This is a genomic window from Streptomyces sp. NBC_00158 (genome assembly GCF_045160885.1).
In the GTDB taxonomy this organism is placed as follows: Bacteria; Actinomycetota; Actinomycetes; order Streptomycetales; family Streptomycetaceae; genus Streptomyces.
Genome location: NZ_CP108161.1, coordinates 6042448 through 6061517, shown reverse-complemented (window position 1 = coordinate 6061517; position 19070 = coordinate 6042448). Strand labels below are relative to the sequence as shown.

Sequence of the window (19070 nt, the reverse complement as noted above, 5' to 3'; positions counted from 1 at the left end):
GCCGCAGTACCGGAATTCCGGGTCCGGTGCGCGCTCCCGCGGACCCGCCTTGTACGCGGCGCGTCCGGAACAGTACTCTCCGTGTCCCATGCGACAGCGACCCACCCGACGTGCGCCGTCGGGCAATCTTCCCTCGGAGCTGAGTTCCTTCGTCGGGCGGGGTGCCGAACTCGCCGGGGTGGCGCGGCTCCTGGACTCCTCCCGGCTGGTCACGGTGACCGGGGTGGGCGGGGTGGGGAAGTCCCGGCTGGCGCTGGCCGCGGCCCGGGCGGCCGCCGGGGAGCCGCAGGAACGCTACTGCGACGGCGTCTGGCTGGCCGGGCTGTCCGGCGTGCGCGATCCCGCGCTGCTGGAGTTCACCCTGGCCGAGGCGCTCCACCTCACCGACCACACCGTCCGCCCGCCCCGTACGGTGCTGGCCGAGCACCTGGCCGGACGCCGGCTGCTGCTGGTCCTCGACGGGTACGAGCAGCTGGTCGAGGAGACGGCCGCCCTGCTGCACGGGCTGCTGCTCCGCTCCCCCGGCCTGTGCGTGCTCGCGGCCGGCCGGTGCCCGCTCGGCCTGGACGGGGAGTCGCTGTTCCCGCTGGCCCCGCCCGCCCCGGCCGAGGCCCTGGCGCTGCTGGCCGAACGGGCGGCGGCCGCCGACCCGGCCTTCGCGGTGACGGCGGCGAACCGGCCCGCCCTGACCGAGCTGTGCGCCCGGCTCGACGGGATCCCGCTGGCCCTGGAGCTGGCCGCGGCCCGGCTGCGGACGCTGTCCCCGGAGCAGGTGCTGGCGCGGCTGGAGGACCGGTTCGCGCTGCTGACCGGCGGTGCGCGCGGGGCTCTCCCCCGGCACCGGGAGCTGCGGACGGCGATCGGGTGGAGCCACGAGCTGTGCACCCCCGCGCAGCGGCTGCTGTGGGCCCGGCTGTCGGTGTTCGCGGGGCGGTTCGACCTGGACGCCGCCGAGTACGTGTGCGCGGGTCCCGACCTCCCGGCGGAGGGGGTGCTCGACCTGGTCGGGGAGCTGCTCACGCAGTCGGTGCTGGTCCGGGAGGAGACGCCGGCGGGGGTTCGCTACCGGATGCTGGAGACCGTACGGCTGTACGGGGCGGGGTGGCTGGAGTCGCTGGGCGACGCCGGGCGGCTGCGGCGGCGGCACCGGGACTGGTACGTGGGGCTGGCCACGTGGTGCGAGCTGGACTGGTTCGGTCCGCGCCAGCAGGAAGTGGCCGCACTGGTGGAGGCGGAGCTGGCGAACCTGCGGCTCGCCCTGGAGTGCTGCCTGGAGGAGCCCGGGGAGCAGCACCTGGGGCAGTACCTGGCGGGCACCCTGTGGTTCTACTGGGCGGGCTGCGGCCGGCTGACCGAGGGCCGGCACTGGCTGGCGCGCAGCCTGGAGCCCTGCCCCGAGCAGGCGGGGGAGGCCGAGGAGTACGAGGACTCGCGGCTGAAGGCGCTGTGGGTGCTGGGGTACGTGGCGGCGCTCCAGGGTGACGCGGTGGCCTCGACGGGGGCGCTGCACGAGTGCCGGGACGGCGCGGAGCGGACCGGGAACCGGGTGGCGGCCGCGTACGCGGTGCACCGGCTGGGGTGTCTGGCGCTGGTCTCGGACGAGATGGACCGGGCGGGCGAGCTGCTGGGCGAGGCGCTGGAGCGCTACCGGGAGACCGGGGAGCTGAACGGCAACGTGCTGATGTGCCAGGTGGAGCTGGGGATGGCGCTGGCGTTCCAGGGCGATCTGGCGGCCGCGGTCCCGCTGTGCGAGGAGGTCCTGGACATCTGCCTGGAGCGCGGGGAGCGCTGGACGAAGGCGTACGCCCTGTACGTCCTGGCGTACGCGGCCCTGGACGCGGGGGACCCGGCGCGGGCGCGGCGGCTGCTCACCGAGTGCGTGACGGTGAACCACACCTTCCGGGACCTGGTCGGGCTGGTGCTGGCGGTGGAGCTGCTGGCGCTGGTCACGGTCACCGAGGGCGCGGCGGCCGAGGCGGCGGTGCTCCAGGGGGCGGCGGAGCCGATGTGGGACGGGGTGGGGCTGCGGCTGTTCGGGTCGGGGTACTTCAACGCGCCCCGGCTGGCGTGCCAGGAGCGGGCCGGGGAAGTGCTGGGCCCGGAGCGGTACGCGGCGTACGCGGCGGAGGGACGGCAGCTGACGGTGGAGGCGCTGGTGCTGCGGGCGCAGTGGGTGCCCGGCCGGCGCCCGGCAACGCAAAGGCCCGCCGCCCCCCGGAGGGGACGGCGGGCCGATACCAGCCTGTGAGGGCTACGGCCGCTGGATCAGCGGGCGTAGTACTCGACGACGAGCTGCTCGTCGCAGATGACCGGGATTTCCTTGCGGTTCGGGTCGCGGTCGAGGCGGAAGGCCAGGGCCTTCAGGTTGACCTGCAGGTAGCGCGGGGTCTCGCCCTCACCGGCGTAGCCACCCTCGCGGGCAACCTGGAAGGGGTGCTTCTCGCGGCTGCGCTCGCGGACCGTGATGACGTCGTCGGGACGCACGCGGAACGACGGCTTGTCGACCTTGCCACCGTTGACCTCGATGTGGCCGTGGACGACCATCTGGCGGGCCTGGTAGATGGTGCGGGCGACGCCGGCACGCAGGACCAGGGCGTCCAGACGACGCTCGAGCTCGACGACCAGCGCCTCGCCCGTCTTGCCCTCGGCCTTCTTCGCGCGGTCGTACGCGCGGGCCATCTGGCGCTCGGAGATGTCGTACTGGGCGCGCAGACGCTGCTTCTCGAGCAGACGGACCTTGTAGTCCGAGTTCTGCTTGCGGCCACGGCCGTGCTCGCCCGGCGGGTAGGGGCGGGCCTCGAAGTACTTGACGGCCTTCGGCGTCAGGGCGATGCCGAGAGCGCGAGACTTCTTGACCTTGGGTCGCTTCTGGTTCACGGGGAACCTACCTCCATGTAAGTTAGGTGAGGCTTACCTTATCGAGGAGGACGTAATGTCTCGACCACATGGGATCCCCCTGCCCAGTGCGCGCCGCAGTTCGGATTCAGACGAAACAGAATCCGCTTGCGCCGACGATAAGCAAGGTCAGCCGCGTCCCAGGGAAGGCGTTCGGCAGCTCACCGGAGCCGAACGCGTACGAACCCTCGTAGAGTCCAACGCCTCAGTATCCCTCACGCTGCCGGGTGCCTTCGACCAGGTGCGGTCCTTCGACCAGGCGGAGTGGTGGACAGGGGTGCCGGCCGCGCGGACCGTCACCCCGGACGGGGACGTGATCCTCCTGGTGTCAGGGGAATCCGCGGCTGCCAGGGCTGCCGCTCACGCCCAGGACGACGACCTCCCCGCCGTGATCGAGATCACGGACGTGGCGCCGGTGTCCGTGCCCCATCGTATCCGAGCCCGCGCCCGCCTCGCCGGGTGGCTGACGCCGGTCCGCGGCGACGACCGCTCGGTCTGCGCGGCACTGCTCGCGGAGCGGCACCCGGTGGGCGAGCTTCTGGGGCTGACCGAGTCGCAGGACCCGCCGTACGCCGGCCGCCCCGCCTGGATGATGCTGCGCCTGGAGCTCGGCGAGATCGCGCTGGAGGACCTGTGGGGCGCCGGGCCGGTGGACCCGGACGACCTGGCGGCCGCCGAGCCCGACCCGCTCGCCGCACACGAGACGGAGCTCCTCCAGCACCTCGCCGCCGCCCACGCCGAGCGCGTCGCCGACCTGTGCGGGCTGCTGGGCTCCCGGGAGACGGCCGGGATGACGGCCGTCCCGCTGGCCCTGGACCGGCTCGGGCTGCGCGTGCGCTTCACCGGCGGGCCCGGGCGCGCCGCCTTCGACGCCCGCTTCGACTTCCCGGAGCCGGTCGCGGACGTCTGCGGCCTGCGCCGGGCCATGCGCGCCCTGTTCGCCGCCGCCGCGCGCTGAGGCCTCAACGGGGGCACGCCGCCAGCAGCTCCTGGAGGGCGAGCTTCTCGGGCGGCGTGACGGACAGCCGGTACTTGGCCTTGATGCCGGTGTAGCGGCGCCCGTACTCGCACCAGTAGGCCTGCCGCGGCGGCCGCCACTTGTCGGCGGTCCTGCTGCCCTTGTCCTGGTTGGTCCGCTTGTCCACGGCGAGCAGCACGTCGAGGTCGTTGGCGTACTCCAGCCTGCGCTGCGGCGTCCAGGCGTACGCGCCCGCCCGCCAGGCCGCGCCCAGCGCGACGACGTGGTCGGTCTGGATCTGCGAGGCCCGCCGGTAGGAGTACGGGAGCTCCTTGCCGGTGTAGGGGTCGTGCAGCACCCCGGAGACCACCACGCAGGGGTTGCGGTCCCCCTCGCGCAGCTCGGAGAGGTCCCTGCGCAGCACGTCGTCCCGGGTGTCGCAGCCGTTGCGCCCGCCGACCGCGTCGGTCTCGTCGGACCAGTACCGGCCGAATTCCTCGCGCTCGTAGGTCTGCCAGTTCTTGCCCCACTCGACGCTCAGCCCGGCCAGCTGTACCTCGGCGGTGGTCTTGTCCGGGGGGAACCCCGCCCCTGCGAGCGGTACGGGACGGTACGCGACGCCCGCGCTCTGGCACCCGGCGGCGAGCAGCGCGGCGGCGACGAGCAGGGCACGGCGGTGCATGCCCGGAGCCTAGGCCCCCCGCACCCTCCGGGCCACCGCTGCGCGGGCTGTCCCCTACCCGCCCTTCACCCGTTCTCGCCCTCAATCGCCGGGCGCGGCTCAAGACACGGCGCTACCGCGCCCGCGCCTCAAACGCCGGCGCGGCCATTCATAGCCCCGCCGGGTCAGGGGCCCCCGCGGAGCCGCTCGCGGACCTTGTCCACCACGTCCGCGTACCGCGCCTCCGCCCCGTACCGCGTCGGCTCGTAGTACCGCTTCCCGTGGATCTCGTCCGGCGCGTACTGCTGCGCGGCGATCGCGCCCGGCACGTCGTGCGGGTAGACGTACCCCACCGCGTGCCCCAGCTTGGCCGCGCCCTTGTAGTGCCCGTCCCGCAGGTGCGCCGGCACGGTCCCGGCCAGCCCCGCCCGCACGTCGGCCAGCGCCGCGCCGATCGCGGTCGTGGCGGTGTTCGACTTCGGGGCCAGCGCCAGCGCGATCGTCGCGTGCGAGAGGGTCAGCGCGGCCTCCGGGAAGCCGATCATCGCCACCGCCTGGGCGGCCGCCACGGCCAGCGGCAGTGCCGTCGGGTCCGCCAGGCCGATGTCCTCGCTCGCGGAGATCATCAGGCGCCGCGCGATGAACCGGGGGTCCTCCCCCGCCTCGATCATCCGGGCCAGGTAGTGCAGCGCGGCGTCCACGTCCGAGCCCCTGATCGACTTGATCAGGGCGCTGGCCACGTCGTAGTGCTGGTCGCCGTCCTTGTCGTAGCGGACGGCCGCCCGGTCGACGGCCTCCTCCAGCGTCTGGAGGGTGATCTCCTCCTCGCCCTTGGCGATGGCCGAGCCGGCCCCCGCCTCCAGTGCGGTGAGCGCCCGCCGGGCGTCTCCGCCGGCGATGCGCAGCAGGTGCGCCTCGGCGTCGGCGGGCAGGGACACGGCCCCGCCCAGGCCCCGCTCCTCCGCCAGCGCGCGCCGCATCAGGGCGGTCAGGTCCTCGTCGGTCAGCGGCTCCAGGGTCAGGAGCAGGGAGCGCGAAAGCAGCGGGGAGATGATCGAGAAGTACGGGTTCTCCGTGGTCGCCGCGATCAGGGTGACCCAGCGGTTCTCCACGGCGGGCAGCAGGGAGTCCTGCTGCGCCTTGCTGAAGCGGTGGATCTCGTCGAGGAAGAGGACGGTCTCCTTGCCGTAGCCGCCGGCGGCGCGCTTGGCGCCCTCGATGACGGCCCGGACCTCCTTGACGCCCGCGGTGATCGCGGACAGTTCGACGAACCGCTTCCGGGTGGCCTGGCTGACCACGTACGCGAGGGTGGTCTTGCCGATGCCGGGCGGGCCCCAGAGGATCACCGACGAGGCTCCGGCCGGTCCTCCGGCGCCCTCCCCGACCAGCCGGCGCAGCGGGGAGCCGGGCTTCAGCAGGTGCTGCTGGCCAACGACCTCGTCCAGGTTGCGCGGGCGCATGCGGACGGCGAGCGGGGAGCTCGCGGGGTCCTTCTCCAGGCGGTCCTCGGCTGCGGCGGTGAAGAGATCTGGTTCCACACCGGAAGCCTATGCGAGGCCACCGACAGCCCGGCGGGACTCAGGAGGTCCAGAAGTCCCACCAGCGGGTCAGGATCAGCATGCCGATGATCCCGATGTGCAGTACGGGCAGCACCCAGGTGAACTCGTCCAGGAAGCCGCGCAGCCAGCCGGGGGCGGGCAGCAGGCCCTGGCGCACGTTGTGCGAGGTGACGTACCAGAACATCAGGATGGTGGCGACCCAGGCCAGGCAGCACCACAGGCAGAGCGAGTTGATGTTGTACAGGGACTGGTACATCAGCCAGGCGCAGAACCCGACGCCGAAGAGGGTGCCGGCGTTCAGGGTCAGCCAGTACCAGCGGCCGAACCGGGCCCCGGCCAGCAGGCTCATGCCGACGCAGATCACGATGCCGTAGGCGACGAGGCCGAGCATCGGGTTGGGGAAGCCGAAGACGGCCGCCTGCTCGCTCTTCATGATGTTGCCGCAGGAGACGACCGGGTTCAGGGAGCAGCCCGGGACGAAGTTCGGGTCCTCCAGCAGCTTGAACTTGTCGATGGTGATCACCCAGGCGGCCAGCAGGCCCGCCGCTCCGGTGATGACCAGCAGCAGGGCCAGCGCCCGGCTCCCGCCGAAGGTCCGCGGAGCGGTGTCCGCGCCTGCGCCTGTTGTCGTCATCCCGATCCCGCCCGCTCCGCTTCCGCAAGGTCATCAAGCAGGGGCCATTGTGCCGTACGGCGCTGTGCGCCATCCGTTCGCGGGAGATAAGGACGGCGCGAAAGACACCCCGGGCGGGACCCCGCAGAACGCCGGGGGCGGGGCGGGGAGGACTCCCCCGCCCCGCCCCCGGCGGACGGCTCGGCGTCAGGCCAGACGGGCCCGCACCTCGGCGACCACGTCGGCGACGGCCAGGGCGGCCTGCTCGCCGGACTCCATGTCCTTGAGCTGGACGACGCCCTCGGCGAGGTCGCGGTCGCCCGCGACGACGGCGAGGCGCGCACCGCTGCGGTTGGCGTCCTTCATGGCGCCCTTGAGGCCCTTTCCACCGTAGGACATGTCGGCCGCGATCCCGGCCCGGCGCAGCTCGGTCACCAGTCCGAAGACGGCGGGCTTGGCCTCGCCCAGCGCGATCGCGAACACCGACGTCGCGGCGGGGATGTCCAGCTCGACGCCCTCCGCTTCGAGGGCGAGGACGGTGCGGTCCACGCCGAGCGCCCAGCCGACGGACGGCAGCGCCGGGCCGCCGATCATCTCGGACAGGCCGTCGTAGCGGCCGCCGCCGCCGACCGCGGACTGCGAGCCCAGGCCGTCGTGGACGAACTCGAAGGTGGTGCGGGTGTAGTAGTCGAGGCCGCGCACGAGCTTCTCGTCGTCCTCGAAGGCGACCCCGGCGGCCGTGACCAGGGCCCGGACCTCCTCGTGGTACGCCTTGCACGCGTCGCACAGGTAGTCGCGCAGCACCGGGGCGCCCACGAGCTGCTTCTGCACCTCGGGCCGCTTGTCGTCGAGGACGCGCAGCGGGTTGATCTCGGCCCGGCGGACGGTCTCCTCGTCGAGGTCGAGGCCGCGCAGGAAGCCCTGGAGCGCCTCCCGGTACACCGGGCGGCACTCCTTGTCGCCGAGCGAGTTCAGCAGGATGCGGAAGTTGCGCAGGCCCAGCGAGCGGTACGCCTGGTCCGCGAGGATGATCAGCTCGGCGTCCAGGGCCGGGTCCTCGGCGCCGATGGCCTCGGCTCCGACCTGCGAGAAGTGGCGGTACCGGCCCGCCTGCGCCCGCTCGTAGCGGTAGTAGGAGCCGGAGTACCAGAGCTTGACGGGCAGGCCGCCGAGCTTGTGCAGGTTGCCCTGCAGCGCCGCGCGCAGTACGGAGGCGGTGCCCTCCGGGCGCAGGGCCAGCTCGTCGCCGCCCTTGGTCGTGAGGGTGTACATCTCCTTGGAGACGATGTCGGTGGACTCGCCGACCCCGCGGGAGAACAGCTTCACGTCCTCGAAGCCGGGGGTCTCGACGTACCCGTAGCCCGAGTTCTTCAGGGGTGCGGCGATCGCCTCGCGCACCGCCAGGAAGGTGGCGGACCGGGGCGGAAGCAGGTCGTAGGTGCCCTTGGGGGCCTTGAAGGTGCTCACGAAACTCGTCACATTCCTCGTCGTGGGGCGGCGGTGCCGTCCCCCAGGCCCGCGGCGACTTCCCGGAGGTACGGGTTGGTCGCGCGCTCGCGGCCGATGGTGGTCTGGGGACCGTGGCCGGACAGCACCACGGTCGAGTCGTCCAGCGGCAGGCACACGCGGGCCAGCGACTGGAGCATGTCGGCGTGGGAGCCGCCGGGCAGGTCGGTGCGTCCGATGGAGCCGGCGAACAGCAGGTCGCCCGAGAAGAAGACGGGCGGTACGTCCGCCCGCTCGGGCATCCGGAAGGTCACCGACCCCTTGGTATGCCCGGGCGCGTGCGCCACCGAGAACTCCATCCCGGCCAGTTCCAGGGCGGCGCCGTCGGTCAGCTCGCGGACGTCGTCCGGCTCGCCGACGGTCAGCTCCCCCATGAGCGGCATGCCGATGGAGCGGCCGAGCGCCTTCTCCGGGTCGCTCATCATGTAGCGGTCCTCGGGGTGGATCCAGGCCGGTACGTCGTGTGCTCCGCACACCGGGACCACCGAGGCCACATGATCGATGTGGCCGTGGGTGAGGACGACGGCGACGGGCTTGAGCCGGTGCTTCTTCAACGTCTCCTCGACGCCCTGGGCCGCCTGGTGGCCCGGGTCGATGATGACGCACTCCTCACCGGCGGCGGGGGCGACCAGGTAGCAGTTGGTGCCCCAGGCCCCGGCGGGGAATCCGGCAATCAGCACGTTCGTCCTCAATCGTCGTCCGGCGGGAGGCAGCGGATCGGAATCTGCTGCTCAGAGCCTACCGGCGCCCCTCATTACACAGCGAACCCATATACGGTACGGCCTAACCCAGCCCGGACAGCGGTACCAGAGACGTACAAGGAGACGACCCGGTGGTCACGAGCGATCAGCGTCGGCGACAGCTCGCCAGGGAGAAGTACGAGCGCCAGCAGAAGCGCCGCGCGGAGGCCCGGCGCAAATCGCGGCAGCGCCTGGCGGTCATCGGTGCGGCCTCGGCCGTGGTGATCGCCACGCTGGTCGGCCTCGTGGTGGGCGGCGTGTTCGACGGGAAGGACACCGAGGACTCGGCGGCCGACCCCTCGGCGTCGCCGTCGGCGCCGACGCCGAAGAAGTCCCCGTCCCCCGCCATGGCGATCGACGACAAGGCGAAGTACACCTTCGACCTGAAGACCAGCGCGGGCGACGTGAAGTTCGAGATGGACGCCGCGAAGACCCCCCAGACGGTCAACTCGTTCAAGTCGCTCGCCGACAAGGGCTTCTTCGACAAGACCAAGTGCCACCGCCTGGTGACCGGCGGGATCTTCGTCCTCCAGTGCGGCGACCCGGAGGGCACCGGCACGGGCGGCCCCGGCTACAACATCCCGGACGAGAACCTGGACTCCCTGGGCAAGCCGAACGGGCAGGGGCAGGTGGTCTACCCGGCCGGCACGGTCGCGATGGCCAATACCGGCCGTCCCGGCACCGGCGGCAGCCAGTTCTTCCTCGTCTACAAGGACAGCCCGCTCGCCCCGTCCTACACCCCCTTCGGGAAGATCGACGCGGCCGGTCTGAAGGTGCTGGAGGAGGTGGCCAAGGCCGGGACCGCCGACGGAGCCCAGGACGGGGCCCCCAAGACCCCGGTGACCATCGAGAAGGGCACCGTCACCAAGAACTGACGGGGCACCGCGGCCCCGGGCCCGGCCGGCCCGCCGCCCGTACGTCGATATTCCGTCGTGCGGGATGCGGACAGCCGGCCCGGCGGTCGCCTATGTTGGCGTTGTGCAGGGCGGGCGCTGCCCGCCCCAGGAAACTGTGGACGATGCCCGGGGTCCACCCCGGCGGGCATCAGGTGGAGGAGGCGCTGTGAGCAGCGACCCGTGGGGCCGAGTCGACGAGACCGGCACCGTGTACGTGCGTACTTCCGAGGGCGAGCAGGTCGTCGGCTCGTGGCAGGCGGGCACCCCCGAGGAGGCCCTGGCCTACTTCGAGCGCAAGTACGAGGGCTTGGTGGTCGAGATCGGCCTCCTCGAACGGCGGGTTCGGACCACCGATCTGTCCGCCAAGGACGCCCAGACGGCGATCGAGCACCTGCGTACCCAGGTGGACGAGCACCACGCCGTGGGCGACCTGGAGGCGCTGCGCGTCCGGCTCGACAAGCTGGTGGCGTCGGTGGACTCGCGGCGCGAGGAGCGCAAGGTCCAGAAGGCCAAGCAGGCCGACGAGGCCCGTACGGCCAAGGACGCCCTGGTCACCGAGGCCGAGCAGCTGGCGCAGAGCGACCAGTGGCGCAGCGCCGGTGAGCGGCTGCGCGCGCTGGTGGACATCTGGAAGGGTCTGCCCCGGCTCGACCGCAAGTCGGACGACGAGCTGTGGCACCGCTTCTCGCACGCCCGCTCTGCCTTCTCCAAGCGCCGCAAGGCCCACTTCGCCGCGCTGGACGCGCAGCGCGAGGACGCCCGCAAGGCCAAGGAGAAGCTGGTCGCGGAGGCCGAGTCGCTGTCGAAGTCGACGGACTGGGGTCCGACGGCCGCCCGCTACCGCGAGCTGATGGACAGCTGGAAGGCGGCCGGCCGGGCGCAGCGCGAGTCCGAGGACGACCTGTGGAACCGTTTCCGCGGTGCCCAGGACGTGTTCTTCGCGGCGCGCGGCGAGGTCTTCGCGGAGCGCGACGCCGAGCAGGTCGAGAACCTGAAGCTGAAGGAGGAGCTGGCCGTCGAGGCGGAGAAGCTCGTCCCGGTGACGGACCTGAAGGCGGCGCGGGCCGCGTTCCGCTCCATCAACGAGCGCTGGGAGGGCATCGGCCACGTGCCGCGCGACGCCCGTCCCAAGGTCGAGGGCCGGATGCACGCCGTGGAGCGGGCCATCCAGGAGGCCGAGGAGGGCGAGTGGCGCCGTACGAACCCGGAGGCGCGGGCCCGTGCGGCCGGTCTGACGGGGCAGCTGCAGGCGGCCGTCGACAAGCTGCGCGGCCAGATCGACGCGGCGCGCGCGGCCGGCAACAACACGAAGGCCGACAAGCTGGCGCGTGAGCTGGAGGGCCGGCAGGCCCTGCTGGACCAGGCGCTCAAGGGCCTGGAGGAGTTCGGCGGCTGACGCCGCCGCGGCCTTCCGCGAGGAGGGCGGCGATCGATGGGCACCGCCGGTTCCGTCCGGTGGTGCCCGTCCTTTTTGTGAGTCCTGTTCGTTACGCGGCTCGGGCCCAGGGTGCGCACGGGCAGCACCTGTCACCTGTGTACCGTTGTACGGTGCCGCCCCGGCGGCCTTCTGCCGGGCAACGACCAGGATCGAATGTGACGCACACCCAGATACGCGCTGATGTCCCCGACCCGCTCCTCGTTGCCCGGCCGGTCACCAGCAAGAAGGACTCGGCGCCCCTGGGCGCCGGGCGGCGCGTACTCGCCAGTCTGAAGCGTGCCCGCAAGGCGCTGCTGGTCCACGTCGCGCTGCGCGCCACCGGGCTCCTCGTGATGGCGCTCTGGGCCGACCGCAAGGGCGTGAAGCCGCTGGAGATCCTGGGCGGGCGCTGGGACGCCGTCTACTACCTGCACATCGCCGAGAACGGCCTGACGGCTCCGCTGGCGACCCCCTCGCCCTGCGCCTTCGCGGGACCGAGCTGCCAGATGGCGTTCTTCCCGGTCTATCCGACGCTGGTGCGGTGGATCTCGTACGCCACGCACCTGCCCGTGAGCGGGGTGGCGCTGGGGCTGGCGCTGTTCGCCTCGCTGGTCGCCGCGTGGGGCATCTTCGCCGTCACCGACAAGATCTACGGGCGCCGGGTGGCGCTGTTCACCTGCGCCCTGTTCGCGATCGTGCCGGCGGCCCTGGTCCAGTCGATGGCGTACACCGAGCCGCTGTTCCTCGCCCTTTCGGTGTGGGCGATGTACGCGGTGATGACGAAGTCCTGGCTGACGGCCGGCGTGCTGGCCTTCTTCGCCGGGGCGACCCGCCCCTCCGGTTCGGCGATCGTCGCGGCCGTGGTGCTGGCGGGCGTCTGGGAGTACGTGCAGTGGCGCCGCAAGCGGCGTGCGCAGCGTCCGGCCGTGGGCCGGATCGTGGCGGCCTCGCTGATCGCCCCGCTGGGCTGGTTCGGGTACGTGGGCTACGTCGGCTGGCACTTCGGCCGCTGGGACGGCTACTTCGAGCTCCAGCGCCGGTGGGGATCGGTCTACGACGGCGGCTTCGACACCCTCAACGAGCTGAAGAAGACCTTCACCGAGGTGCACACCACCCTCAACCACGTGGTGGTCTCGCTGACGGTGGTCACGGCCGTGGTGCTGTTCGTCCTGATGACGCGCAGGCGCCGGCCCCCCATGGTCGTCTGGGTCTTCGCGGCCATGATCATGCTGATGGCGCTGGGCGGAGCGGGCTTCTACTTCTCGAAGATGCGCTTCATCATGCCGGCGTTCCCGCTGCTGTTCCCCTTCGCGCTGGCCCTCGCCCGGGCCCGCAGGAGCACCGTGGTGTGGATCCTCGGTTCGGCCACGGCCGTCTCCGCGCTCTTCGGCGGCAACCTCAACTTCGTCTGGTGGGGCTGCCCCTGACCGGGCCGGTCCCCGACGCGGCTGTGGGCGCCACCCCCTCGGGGGTGGCGCCCACAGCCGTCTGCGGTGCCGGGCCCGGCCTGCGGCCTACGGCCTGCGGCCTACGGCCGGCGGGCGGAGGTGACGCGGTAGACGTCGTAGACGCCCTCGACGCCCCGTACGGCCTTCAGGACGTGGCCCAGGTGCTTGGGGTCGCCCATCTCGAAGGTGAACCGGGAGGTGGCCACCCGGTCCCGGGAGGTCTGCACGGCCGCCGAGAGGATGTTCACGTGCTGGTCCGACAGGACCCGGGTGACGTCCGACAGCAGCCGGGACCGGTCCAGCGCCTCGACCTGGATGGCGACCAGGAAGACGGAGGACTGGGTCGGCGCCCACTCCACCTCCAGCATCCGCTCGGGCTGCTGGGAGAGGGAGTCGACGTTGACGCAGTCGGCGCGGTGAACCGATACGCCACTGCCGCGCGTGACGAACCCGATGATCGGGTCGCCCGGCACCGGGGTGCAGCAGCGGGCCAGCTTCACCCACACGTCCTCGACGCCCTTGACGACCACGCCCGGGTCGGCGTTGCCGCGCCGCTTGGTGCGGGCGCGGGACGGCGGGACGCTCTCCTCGATGTCCTCGTTGGCGGCCTCCTCGCCGCCGAGGGCCTGCACCAGCTTCTGCACGACGCCCTGCGCGGCCACGTGGCCCTCGCCGATCGCCGCGTACAGGGAGGAGATGTCGGGGTAGCGCATCTCGTGCGCCAGGGTGACGAGGGAGTCGCCCGTCAGGATGCGCTGGATCGGCAGGTTCTGCTTGCGCATGGCCCGCGCGATGGCGTCCTTGCCGTGCTCGATGGCCTCGTCGCGGCGCTCCTTGGAGAACCAGGCGCGGATCTTGTTGCGGGCCCGCGGGGACTTGACGAAGCCGAGCCAGTCGCGGGACGGGCCCGCGCCCTCGGCCTTGGAGGTGAACACCTCGACCAGGTCGCCGTTGTCCAGGGTCGATTCGAGCGGCACGAGCCGCCCGTTGACCCGCGCCCCTATGGTGCGGTGGCCGACTTCGGTGTGGACCGCGTACGCGAAGTCCACGGAGGTCGCGCCGGCGGGCAGCGCGATGACGTCGCCCTTGGGGGTGAAGACGAACACCTCGTTGCGGGAGAGGTCGAAGCGCAGCGAGTCGAGGAACTCGCCCGGGTCCTCGGTCTCCTTCTGCCAGTCGAGCAGCTGGCGCAGCCACGCCATGTCGTTGACGGTGTCCTGGCCGGCGCTGCCCTTGGCGGCCTGCGGGACGTCGGTGCGGACCTTGGAGGCGCCGGCGACGGTCTGCTGCTTGTACTTCCAGTGCGCGGCGATGCCGTACTCGGCGCGGCGGTGCATGTCGAAGGTGCGGATCTGGAGTTCGACCGGCTTGCCGCTGGGCCCGATGACCGTCGTGTGGAGCGACTGGTACATGTTGAACTTGGGCATCGCGATGTAGTCCTTGAACCGGCCGGGGACCGGGTTCCAGCGCGCGTGCACCGTGCCGAGGGCGGCGTAGCAGTCCCGGACGGTGTCCACGAGGACGCGGATGCCCACCAGGTCGTAGATCTCCGCGAAGTCACGGCCGCGGACGATCATCTTCTGGTAGACGCTGTAGTAGTGCTTGGGTCTGCCGGTGACGGTGGCCTTGATCCGGGCGGCGCGCAGGTCGACCATCACCTCGTCGGTGACGACGGCGAGGTACTCGTCGCGCTTGGGCGCCCGCTCGGCGACGAGCCGCACGATCTCGTCGTACATCTTGGGGTAGAGGATCGCGAAGGCGAGGTCCTCCAGCTCCCACTTGATCGTGTTCATGCCGAGGCGGTGAGCCAGCGGCGCGTAGATCTCAAGGGTCTCGCGGGCCTTCTTCTCCTGCTTCTCCCGCTTGAGGTAGCGCATGGTGCGCATGTTGTGCAGGCGGTCGGCGAGCTTGATCACCAGGACGCGCGGGTCCTTGGCCATGGCGACGACCATCTTGCGGACGGTCTCTGCCTGCGCCGCCTCGCCGAACTTGACCCGGTCGAGCTTGGTGACGCCGTCGACGAGGAGGGCGACCGCGTCGCCGAAGTCGCGGCGCAGCTGCTCCAGGCCGTACTCGGTGTCCTCGACGGTGTCGTGCAGCAGGCCGGCCATCAGGGTGGCGGGGTCCATGCCCAGCTCGGCGAGGATGGTGGTCACCGCGAGCGGGTGGGTGATGTACGGGTCGCCGCTCTTGCGCTTCTGGCCGCGGTGCCAGCGTTCGGCGACCTGGTAGGCCTGCTCGATCTGCCGCAGCGTCGCCGTCTCGATCTTCGGGTCGTTGCTGCGGACTATGCGGAGCAGGGGTTCCAGGACCGGGTTGTACGGGTTGGAACGCTGCACGCCGAGGCGCGCCAGCCTGGCGCGCACCCGGTTGGAGGACCCGGCCGGCCTGGCCGGCACGGGCTTGACCGGCGGGGCCGGCGGGGGCGTGGCAGCGGCCGCCGCGGCCGGGTCGGCCTTCGGGTCGGGCTGTGCGGCGGAGAGTGGCTGGACCTCGTCTGGCAAGAGCGCTCCTCTGGGGGTCCCCCCGGACGGAGTCTGGGGGAATGTCCGGGGCCCCGGTCAGGTCCGGATAACCCATGGTAGCGAGGGTTCCGCCGCCCCGTTCTCCGCGGTCGCTCCCCGGGACACGACCCGAGGCCCGCTCAGGCCCGCCTGTATTCCGTCCCACCTGTATTCAGCCCCGCCGGGGATCCAGCCACCCCGGCCCCGCCAGGGATCCAGCCACCCCGGCCCCGCCGGCGTTTGAGCCACCCCAGCCCCGCCGGCGTTTGAGGCGCGGGGGTCCGGGGGCAGAGCCCCCGGCAGCGGCGCCGCACACGAAAACGGCGGGCACCCGGGACATCCCAGGCACCCGCCGCATCGGCATCGTCAGACGTCAGACGTCAGACCACGATCAGCGCGTCCAGCGGCGCACCCGCGAGCGCCGGGGCCAGCTTCTCCCGACCGGGGAGGAACGACAGCTCCATCAGAACGGCCACCCCGGCCACCTCGGCACCGGCCCGCCGGATCAGCTCCAGCGACGCCTCGGCGGTACCGCCGGTCGCGAGGACGTCGTCGATGACCATGACCTTGTCACCGGCCGACAGGTCCTCCGCGTGGACCTCGATCTCGGCGGTCCCGTACTCCAGCTCGTACGACTGCGCGAGCGTGGCGCCCGGCAGCTTGCCGGCCTTGCGCACGGGGATGAAGCCGATGCCCGCCTGGACGGCGACCGGGGCGGCGAGGATGAACCCGCGCGCCTCCAGGCCGACGATCTTGGTGGCGCCGTACCGGACGGCCAGCTCCACCAGCGCCTCCGTCAGCGCCGCGAAGGCCTTCGGGTCGGCGAGCAGCGGGGTGATGTCCTTGAACACCACGCCGGGCTTCGGGTAGTCCGGGACGTCCTTGATCCGGCCGAGCAGCAGCTCGCGGAGTTCGGGCGTGGAGGAGGGCGCGGTCACCGGCGCCGCCTCCCCTGGCCGCCCTGGGCCACGACCTGCGGGGCGTCGTCCGCGGCGGCGCCCTCGGGGTCCTCGCCCTTGGCGGCCGCGGCGGCGCGCTTGGCGAGCACCCGCTTGGTCAGCGCCTTCATCGCCGGCTCGCGCTCCTTCAGGTCGACGACCAGCGGGGTCGCGATGAAGATCGAGGAGTACGCACCGGCCGCGAGGCCGACGAACAGCGACAGCGAGATGTCGTTGAGCATGCCGGCGCCCAGGAAGCCGCCGCCGATGAAGAGCAGGCCGGCGACCGGGAGCAGGGCGACGACGGTGGTGTTGATCGAGCGGACCAGCGTGCCGTTGATGCTGCGGTTGGCGATCTCGCTGAAGGTGTAGCGGGTCTGCTTGGTGATGTCCTTCGAGCCCTCCTTCAGACCGTCGAAGACGACGACGGTGTCGTAGAGGGAGTAGCCGAGGATGGTCAGCAGACCGATCACGGTGCCCGGGGTGACCTCGAAGCCGACCAGCGCGTACACGCCGACGGTGATGGTGAGGTCGTGGATCAGCGCGATCAGCGCGGCGACGGCCATCCGCCACTCGAAGGCGATGGCGAGGTAGATCACCACGAGGACCATGAAGACGCCGAGGCCCGTCCAGGCCTTGTTGGCGATCTGCTCGCCCCAGCTCGGGCCGACCAGGTCGGCGTTGATCTGGTTCGCGTCGACCTTGAGGTCGGTGCCGAGCTGCTTCTTCACGGAGGCGGCGGAGTCGGTGTCCAGACCGGAGATCTGGATGCGCAGGCCGCCGGTGCCGAGCTCCTGGACGATCGCGTCGTGCCCCGAGGCCTTCTCCGCGCTCTCGGTCGCGTGGGCGACGGAGACGGCCGTCTTCGGGGTGGTGAAGACGGCGCCGCCCTTGAACTCGATGCCCATGTTGAGGCCCTGGACGGCCAGGGCCACGATCGCCGTGATGGTGATCAGGATGGAAACGCCGTACCAGAGAAAGCGCTTGCCGACGAAGTCGTAGCCGACCTCACCGCGGTACAGCTTGGCGCCGAGATCTCCCAGCTTCGACATCTCTCACGCCTCCTTTGCGTCGACGGGGGCGGGAACGGGCGCGCTCCGGCGGGACCGGCGCAGCGGCGGCTTGGCGCCGAGCCGCTTCGGGTCCAGCCCGGACCACGGGTGTCCGCTGGAGAAGAACTTCGTACGGGCCAGCAGGGTCATGACCGGCTTGGTGAACAGGAACACCACGACCACGTCGAGGAGGGTGGTCAGACCCAGCGTGAAGGCGAAGCCCTGGACCTTGCCGACGGTGACGATGAAGAGCACCGCGGCGGCGAGGAACGACACGAAGTCGGAGACCAGGATGGTGCGGCGGGCGCGCGGCCACGCGCGCTCGACGGCCGGACGCAGGGTGCGGCCCTCGCGGATCTCGTCGCGGATGCGCTCGAAGTACACGATGAACGAGTCGGCCGTGATGCCGATCGCGACGATGGCGCCGCAGACGGCGGGCAGGTTCAGGGCGAAGCCGATGCCCTTGCCCAGCAGGGCCATGATCGTGTACGTGAGGATCGCGGAGACCAGGAGGCTGATGATGGCGATGAATGCCAGGCCCCGGTAGTACACCAGCAGGTAGATCACGACGAGCGCGAGGCCGATGGCGCCGGCGATGAGGCCCGCCTTCAGCTGCTCGCCGCCGAGCGCGGCGGTGACGGTGGTGACGCTGTCCTCCTGGAAGGACAGCGGCAGGGCGCCGTACGAGAGCATGTTGCCCAGGTCCTGCGCGGACTGCTGGGTGAAGCCGCCGGAGATCTCGGCGTTGCCGCCGGTCAGCGCCTGGCTGACGGACGGGTCGGAGATGACCTCGCCGTCGAGCACGATCGCGAACTGGTTCTGCGGGGACTGCTTGGTGGCCAGCTCACCGGTGATCTTGGCGAACTTGTCGGCGCCCTTGTCGGTGAACTGCATGGTGACGATCCACTGACCGCGCTGCTGGTCGATGACGCCCTGGGCGTCCTTCACGTCCTGGCCGTCGACCTGGGCCGGACCGAGGACCCACTTGCCCCAGGCGTTGCCGCGCTGGCCACAGGCGATCATCGGGTCGGTGGGCTTCACGCCCTTGCCGGCCGCGGCGCGCTGGTCCTCCTTGGTGCAGTCCAGCGCGGCGAACTTCGCCTGCAGGTCCGCGACGGCCGGGTCGGCCGAGGGGGTCGGAGCGGGGGCCGGGGCGGAAGGCGTGGCCTTGTTGTCGTCTGCCTTCTTCGACTCGCTCGCCGAGGGCGAGGGAGTGGGGGTGCCCGGGGCCTTGAGGGCCTCGCTGAGCACACGGCCCTGGGAAGTGGCGCTGGACGACGGGGTGGCCTGGCCGGAGGGCTTGGAGCCCTCGGCCTTCGGGGCGCCGGAGCCGCTCGCGGAGGGGCTCGGGGACGTACCCGGGGACGTGCTCGGCTTCGGCTCCGGAGCGGCGGGAGCGCCGTCGGCGAAGGCCAGCACGGGGCGGAAGTACAGCTGGGCGGTGGTACCGACCTGCTGGCGGGCCTGCTGCTCGTTCACCCCCTTGGGGATGTTCACGATGATGTGGTCGCGGCCCTGCGTCTGGACCTCGGCCTCCGAGACGCCGAGACCGTTGACGCGGCGCTCGATGATGCCGACCGCCGTGTTCATGTTGGTCTCGTTGACGGCGTCCGGCTTGCCGGGCTCGCTCTTCGCCTTGAGCGTGATGCTCGTACCACCGGCGAGGTCGATGCCCAGACGGGGCGTCGTCTGCTTCGTGAGGAACATCCCCGCGGTGAGCGCCACCATCGCGATCAGGATGAAGGCCAGGGCGCGCCCCGGCCTCCCCTGAGCCCCCGTGGGCCGCCGGCCCTTCTTCGGTGCTGCCACCTTGTCGTTTCTCCCTGTCCAACCGTCCCGCGCCGGGTCAGCGCGCGGACGGCCACGAAATGTGTGGTGGGGAC

The 19070-nt window shown here is 71.7% G+C and carries 15 protein-coding genes; 5 read left to right on the top strand and 10 right to left on the bottom strand.

The window, feature by feature from the left end; all coding sequences use genetic code 11:
- Positions 1-88 precede the first annotated feature (88 nt).
- Positions 89-2248 (top strand): ATP-binding protein, encoded by a 2160-nt coding sequence (locus tag OG553_RS27910; RefSeq protein ID WP_405981604.1) that lies wholly within the window; start codon positions 89-91, stop codon positions 2246-2248.
- A 17-nt stretch (positions 2249-2265) separates the two neighbouring features.
- On the opposite strand, the gene rpsD is transcribed toward OG553_RS27910, so the two are convergent.
- Positions 2266-2877, bottom strand: coding sequence for a 30S ribosomal protein S4 (gene rpsD / locus OG553_RS27905; RefSeq protein WP_365156943.1), 612 nt, complete (start codon positions 2875-2877; stop codon positions 2266-2268).
- Between the two features lie 259 nt (positions 2878-3136).
- Here rpsD and OG553_RS27900 point away from each other — a divergent pair, with 259 nt between their 5' ends.
- On the top strand, positions 3137-3853 hold the full coding sequence (locus tag OG553_RS27900; RefSeq protein ID WP_405981603.1) for a DUF2470 domain-containing protein: 717 nt from the start codon (positions 3137-3139) through the stop codon (positions 3851-3853).
- A gap of 4 nt (positions 3854-3857) precedes the next feature.
- On the opposite strand, the gene OG553_RS27895 is transcribed toward OG553_RS27900, so the two are convergent.
- From OG553_RS27895 to OG553_RS27875, 5 genes are all read right to left on the bottom strand, one after another.
- Positions 3858-4535 carry an HNH endonuclease family protein gene (locus OG553_RS27895; protein WP_405981602.1) on the bottom strand — a complete coding sequence of 226 codons (678 nt, stop codon included), beginning with the start codon at positions 4533-4535 and terminating at the stop codon, positions 3858-3860.
- Between the two features lie 164 nt (positions 4536-4699).
- Positions 4700-6052, bottom strand: a complete 1353-nt coding sequence (locus OG553_RS27890; protein ID WP_405981601.1) for a replication-associated recombination protein A — start codon at positions 6050-6052, stop codon at positions 4700-4702.
- A gap of 40 nt (positions 6053-6092) precedes the next feature.
- Positions 6093-6707, bottom strand: a complete 615-nt coding sequence (locus tag OG553_RS27885) for a vitamin K epoxide reductase family protein (protein WP_405981600.1) — start codon at positions 6705-6707, stop codon at positions 6093-6095.
- A gap of 186 nt (positions 6708-6893) precedes the next feature.
- Positions 6894-8153, bottom strand: coding sequence for a histidine--tRNA ligase (hisS, locus tag OG553_RS27880; RefSeq protein ID WP_405981599.1), 1260 nt, complete (start codon positions 8151-8153; stop codon positions 6894-6896).
- Positions 8154-8161: 8 nt separating this feature from the next.
- Positions 8162-8872: an MBL fold metallo-hydrolase gene (locus tag OG553_RS27875; RefSeq protein WP_405981598.1), complete on the bottom strand. Its 711-nt coding sequence runs from the start codon at positions 8870-8872 to the stop codon at positions 8162-8164.
- Positions 8873-9024: 152 nt separating this feature from the next.
- Between OG553_RS27875 and OG553_RS27870 the strand changes: the two genes are divergently transcribed.
- The 3 genes from OG553_RS27870 to OG553_RS27860 all read left to right on the top strand — a co-directional run bounded on the left by OG553_RS27870 (position 9025) and on the right by OG553_RS27860 (position 12672).
- Positions 9025-9807 (top strand): peptidylprolyl isomerase, encoded by a 783-nt coding sequence (locus OG553_RS27870; RefSeq protein WP_405981597.1) that lies wholly within the window; start codon positions 9025-9027, stop codon positions 9805-9807.
- 187 nt (positions 9808-9994) lie between these two features.
- Entirely contained in the window at positions 9995-11224 is a 1230-nt protein-coding gene (locus OG553_RS27865) for a DUF349 domain-containing protein (protein WP_405981596.1), read from the top strand.
- A gap of 197 nt (positions 11225-11421) precedes the next feature.
- The gene (locus tag OG553_RS27860) at positions 11422-12672 is read left to right on the top strand and encodes a mannosyltransferase family protein (protein WP_405981595.1); all 1251 of its coding nucleotides are present in this window, start codon (positions 11422-11424) and stop codon (positions 12670-12672) included.
- 101 nt (positions 12673-12773) lie between these two features.
- On the opposite strand, the gene OG553_RS27855 is transcribed toward OG553_RS27860, so the two are convergent.
- The 4 genes from OG553_RS27855 to secD form a co-directional block, all read right to left on the bottom strand.
- Positions 12774-15197 (bottom strand): bifunctional (p)ppGpp synthetase/guanosine-3',5'-bis(diphosphate) 3'-pyrophosphohydrolase, encoded by a 2424-nt coding sequence (locus OG553_RS27855; RefSeq protein ID WP_125817788.1) that lies wholly within the window; start codon positions 15195-15197, stop codon positions 12774-12776.
- Positions 15198-15577: 380 nt separating this feature from the next.
- Complete coding sequence (locus OG553_RS27850) at positions 15578-16135, bottom strand: adenine phosphoribosyltransferase (protein WP_362472013.1); 558 nt, start codon at positions 16133-16135, stop codon at positions 15578-15580.
- Positions 16132-17187, bottom strand: coding sequence for a protein translocase subunit SecF (gene secF, locus OG553_RS27845; protein ID WP_405981594.1), 1056 nt, complete (start codon positions 17185-17187; stop codon positions 16132-16134). Before secF ends, OG553_RS27850 begins: the two co-directional genes overlap by 4 nt.
- Positions 17188-17190: 3 nt before the next feature.
- Positions 17191-18996 carry a protein translocase subunit SecD gene (secD, locus tag OG553_RS27840; RefSeq protein WP_405981593.1) on the bottom strand — a complete coding sequence of 602 codons (1806 nt, stop codon included), beginning with the start codon at positions 18994-18996 and terminating at the stop codon, positions 17191-17193.
- Between the last annotated feature and the right edge of the window lie 74 nt (positions 18997-19070).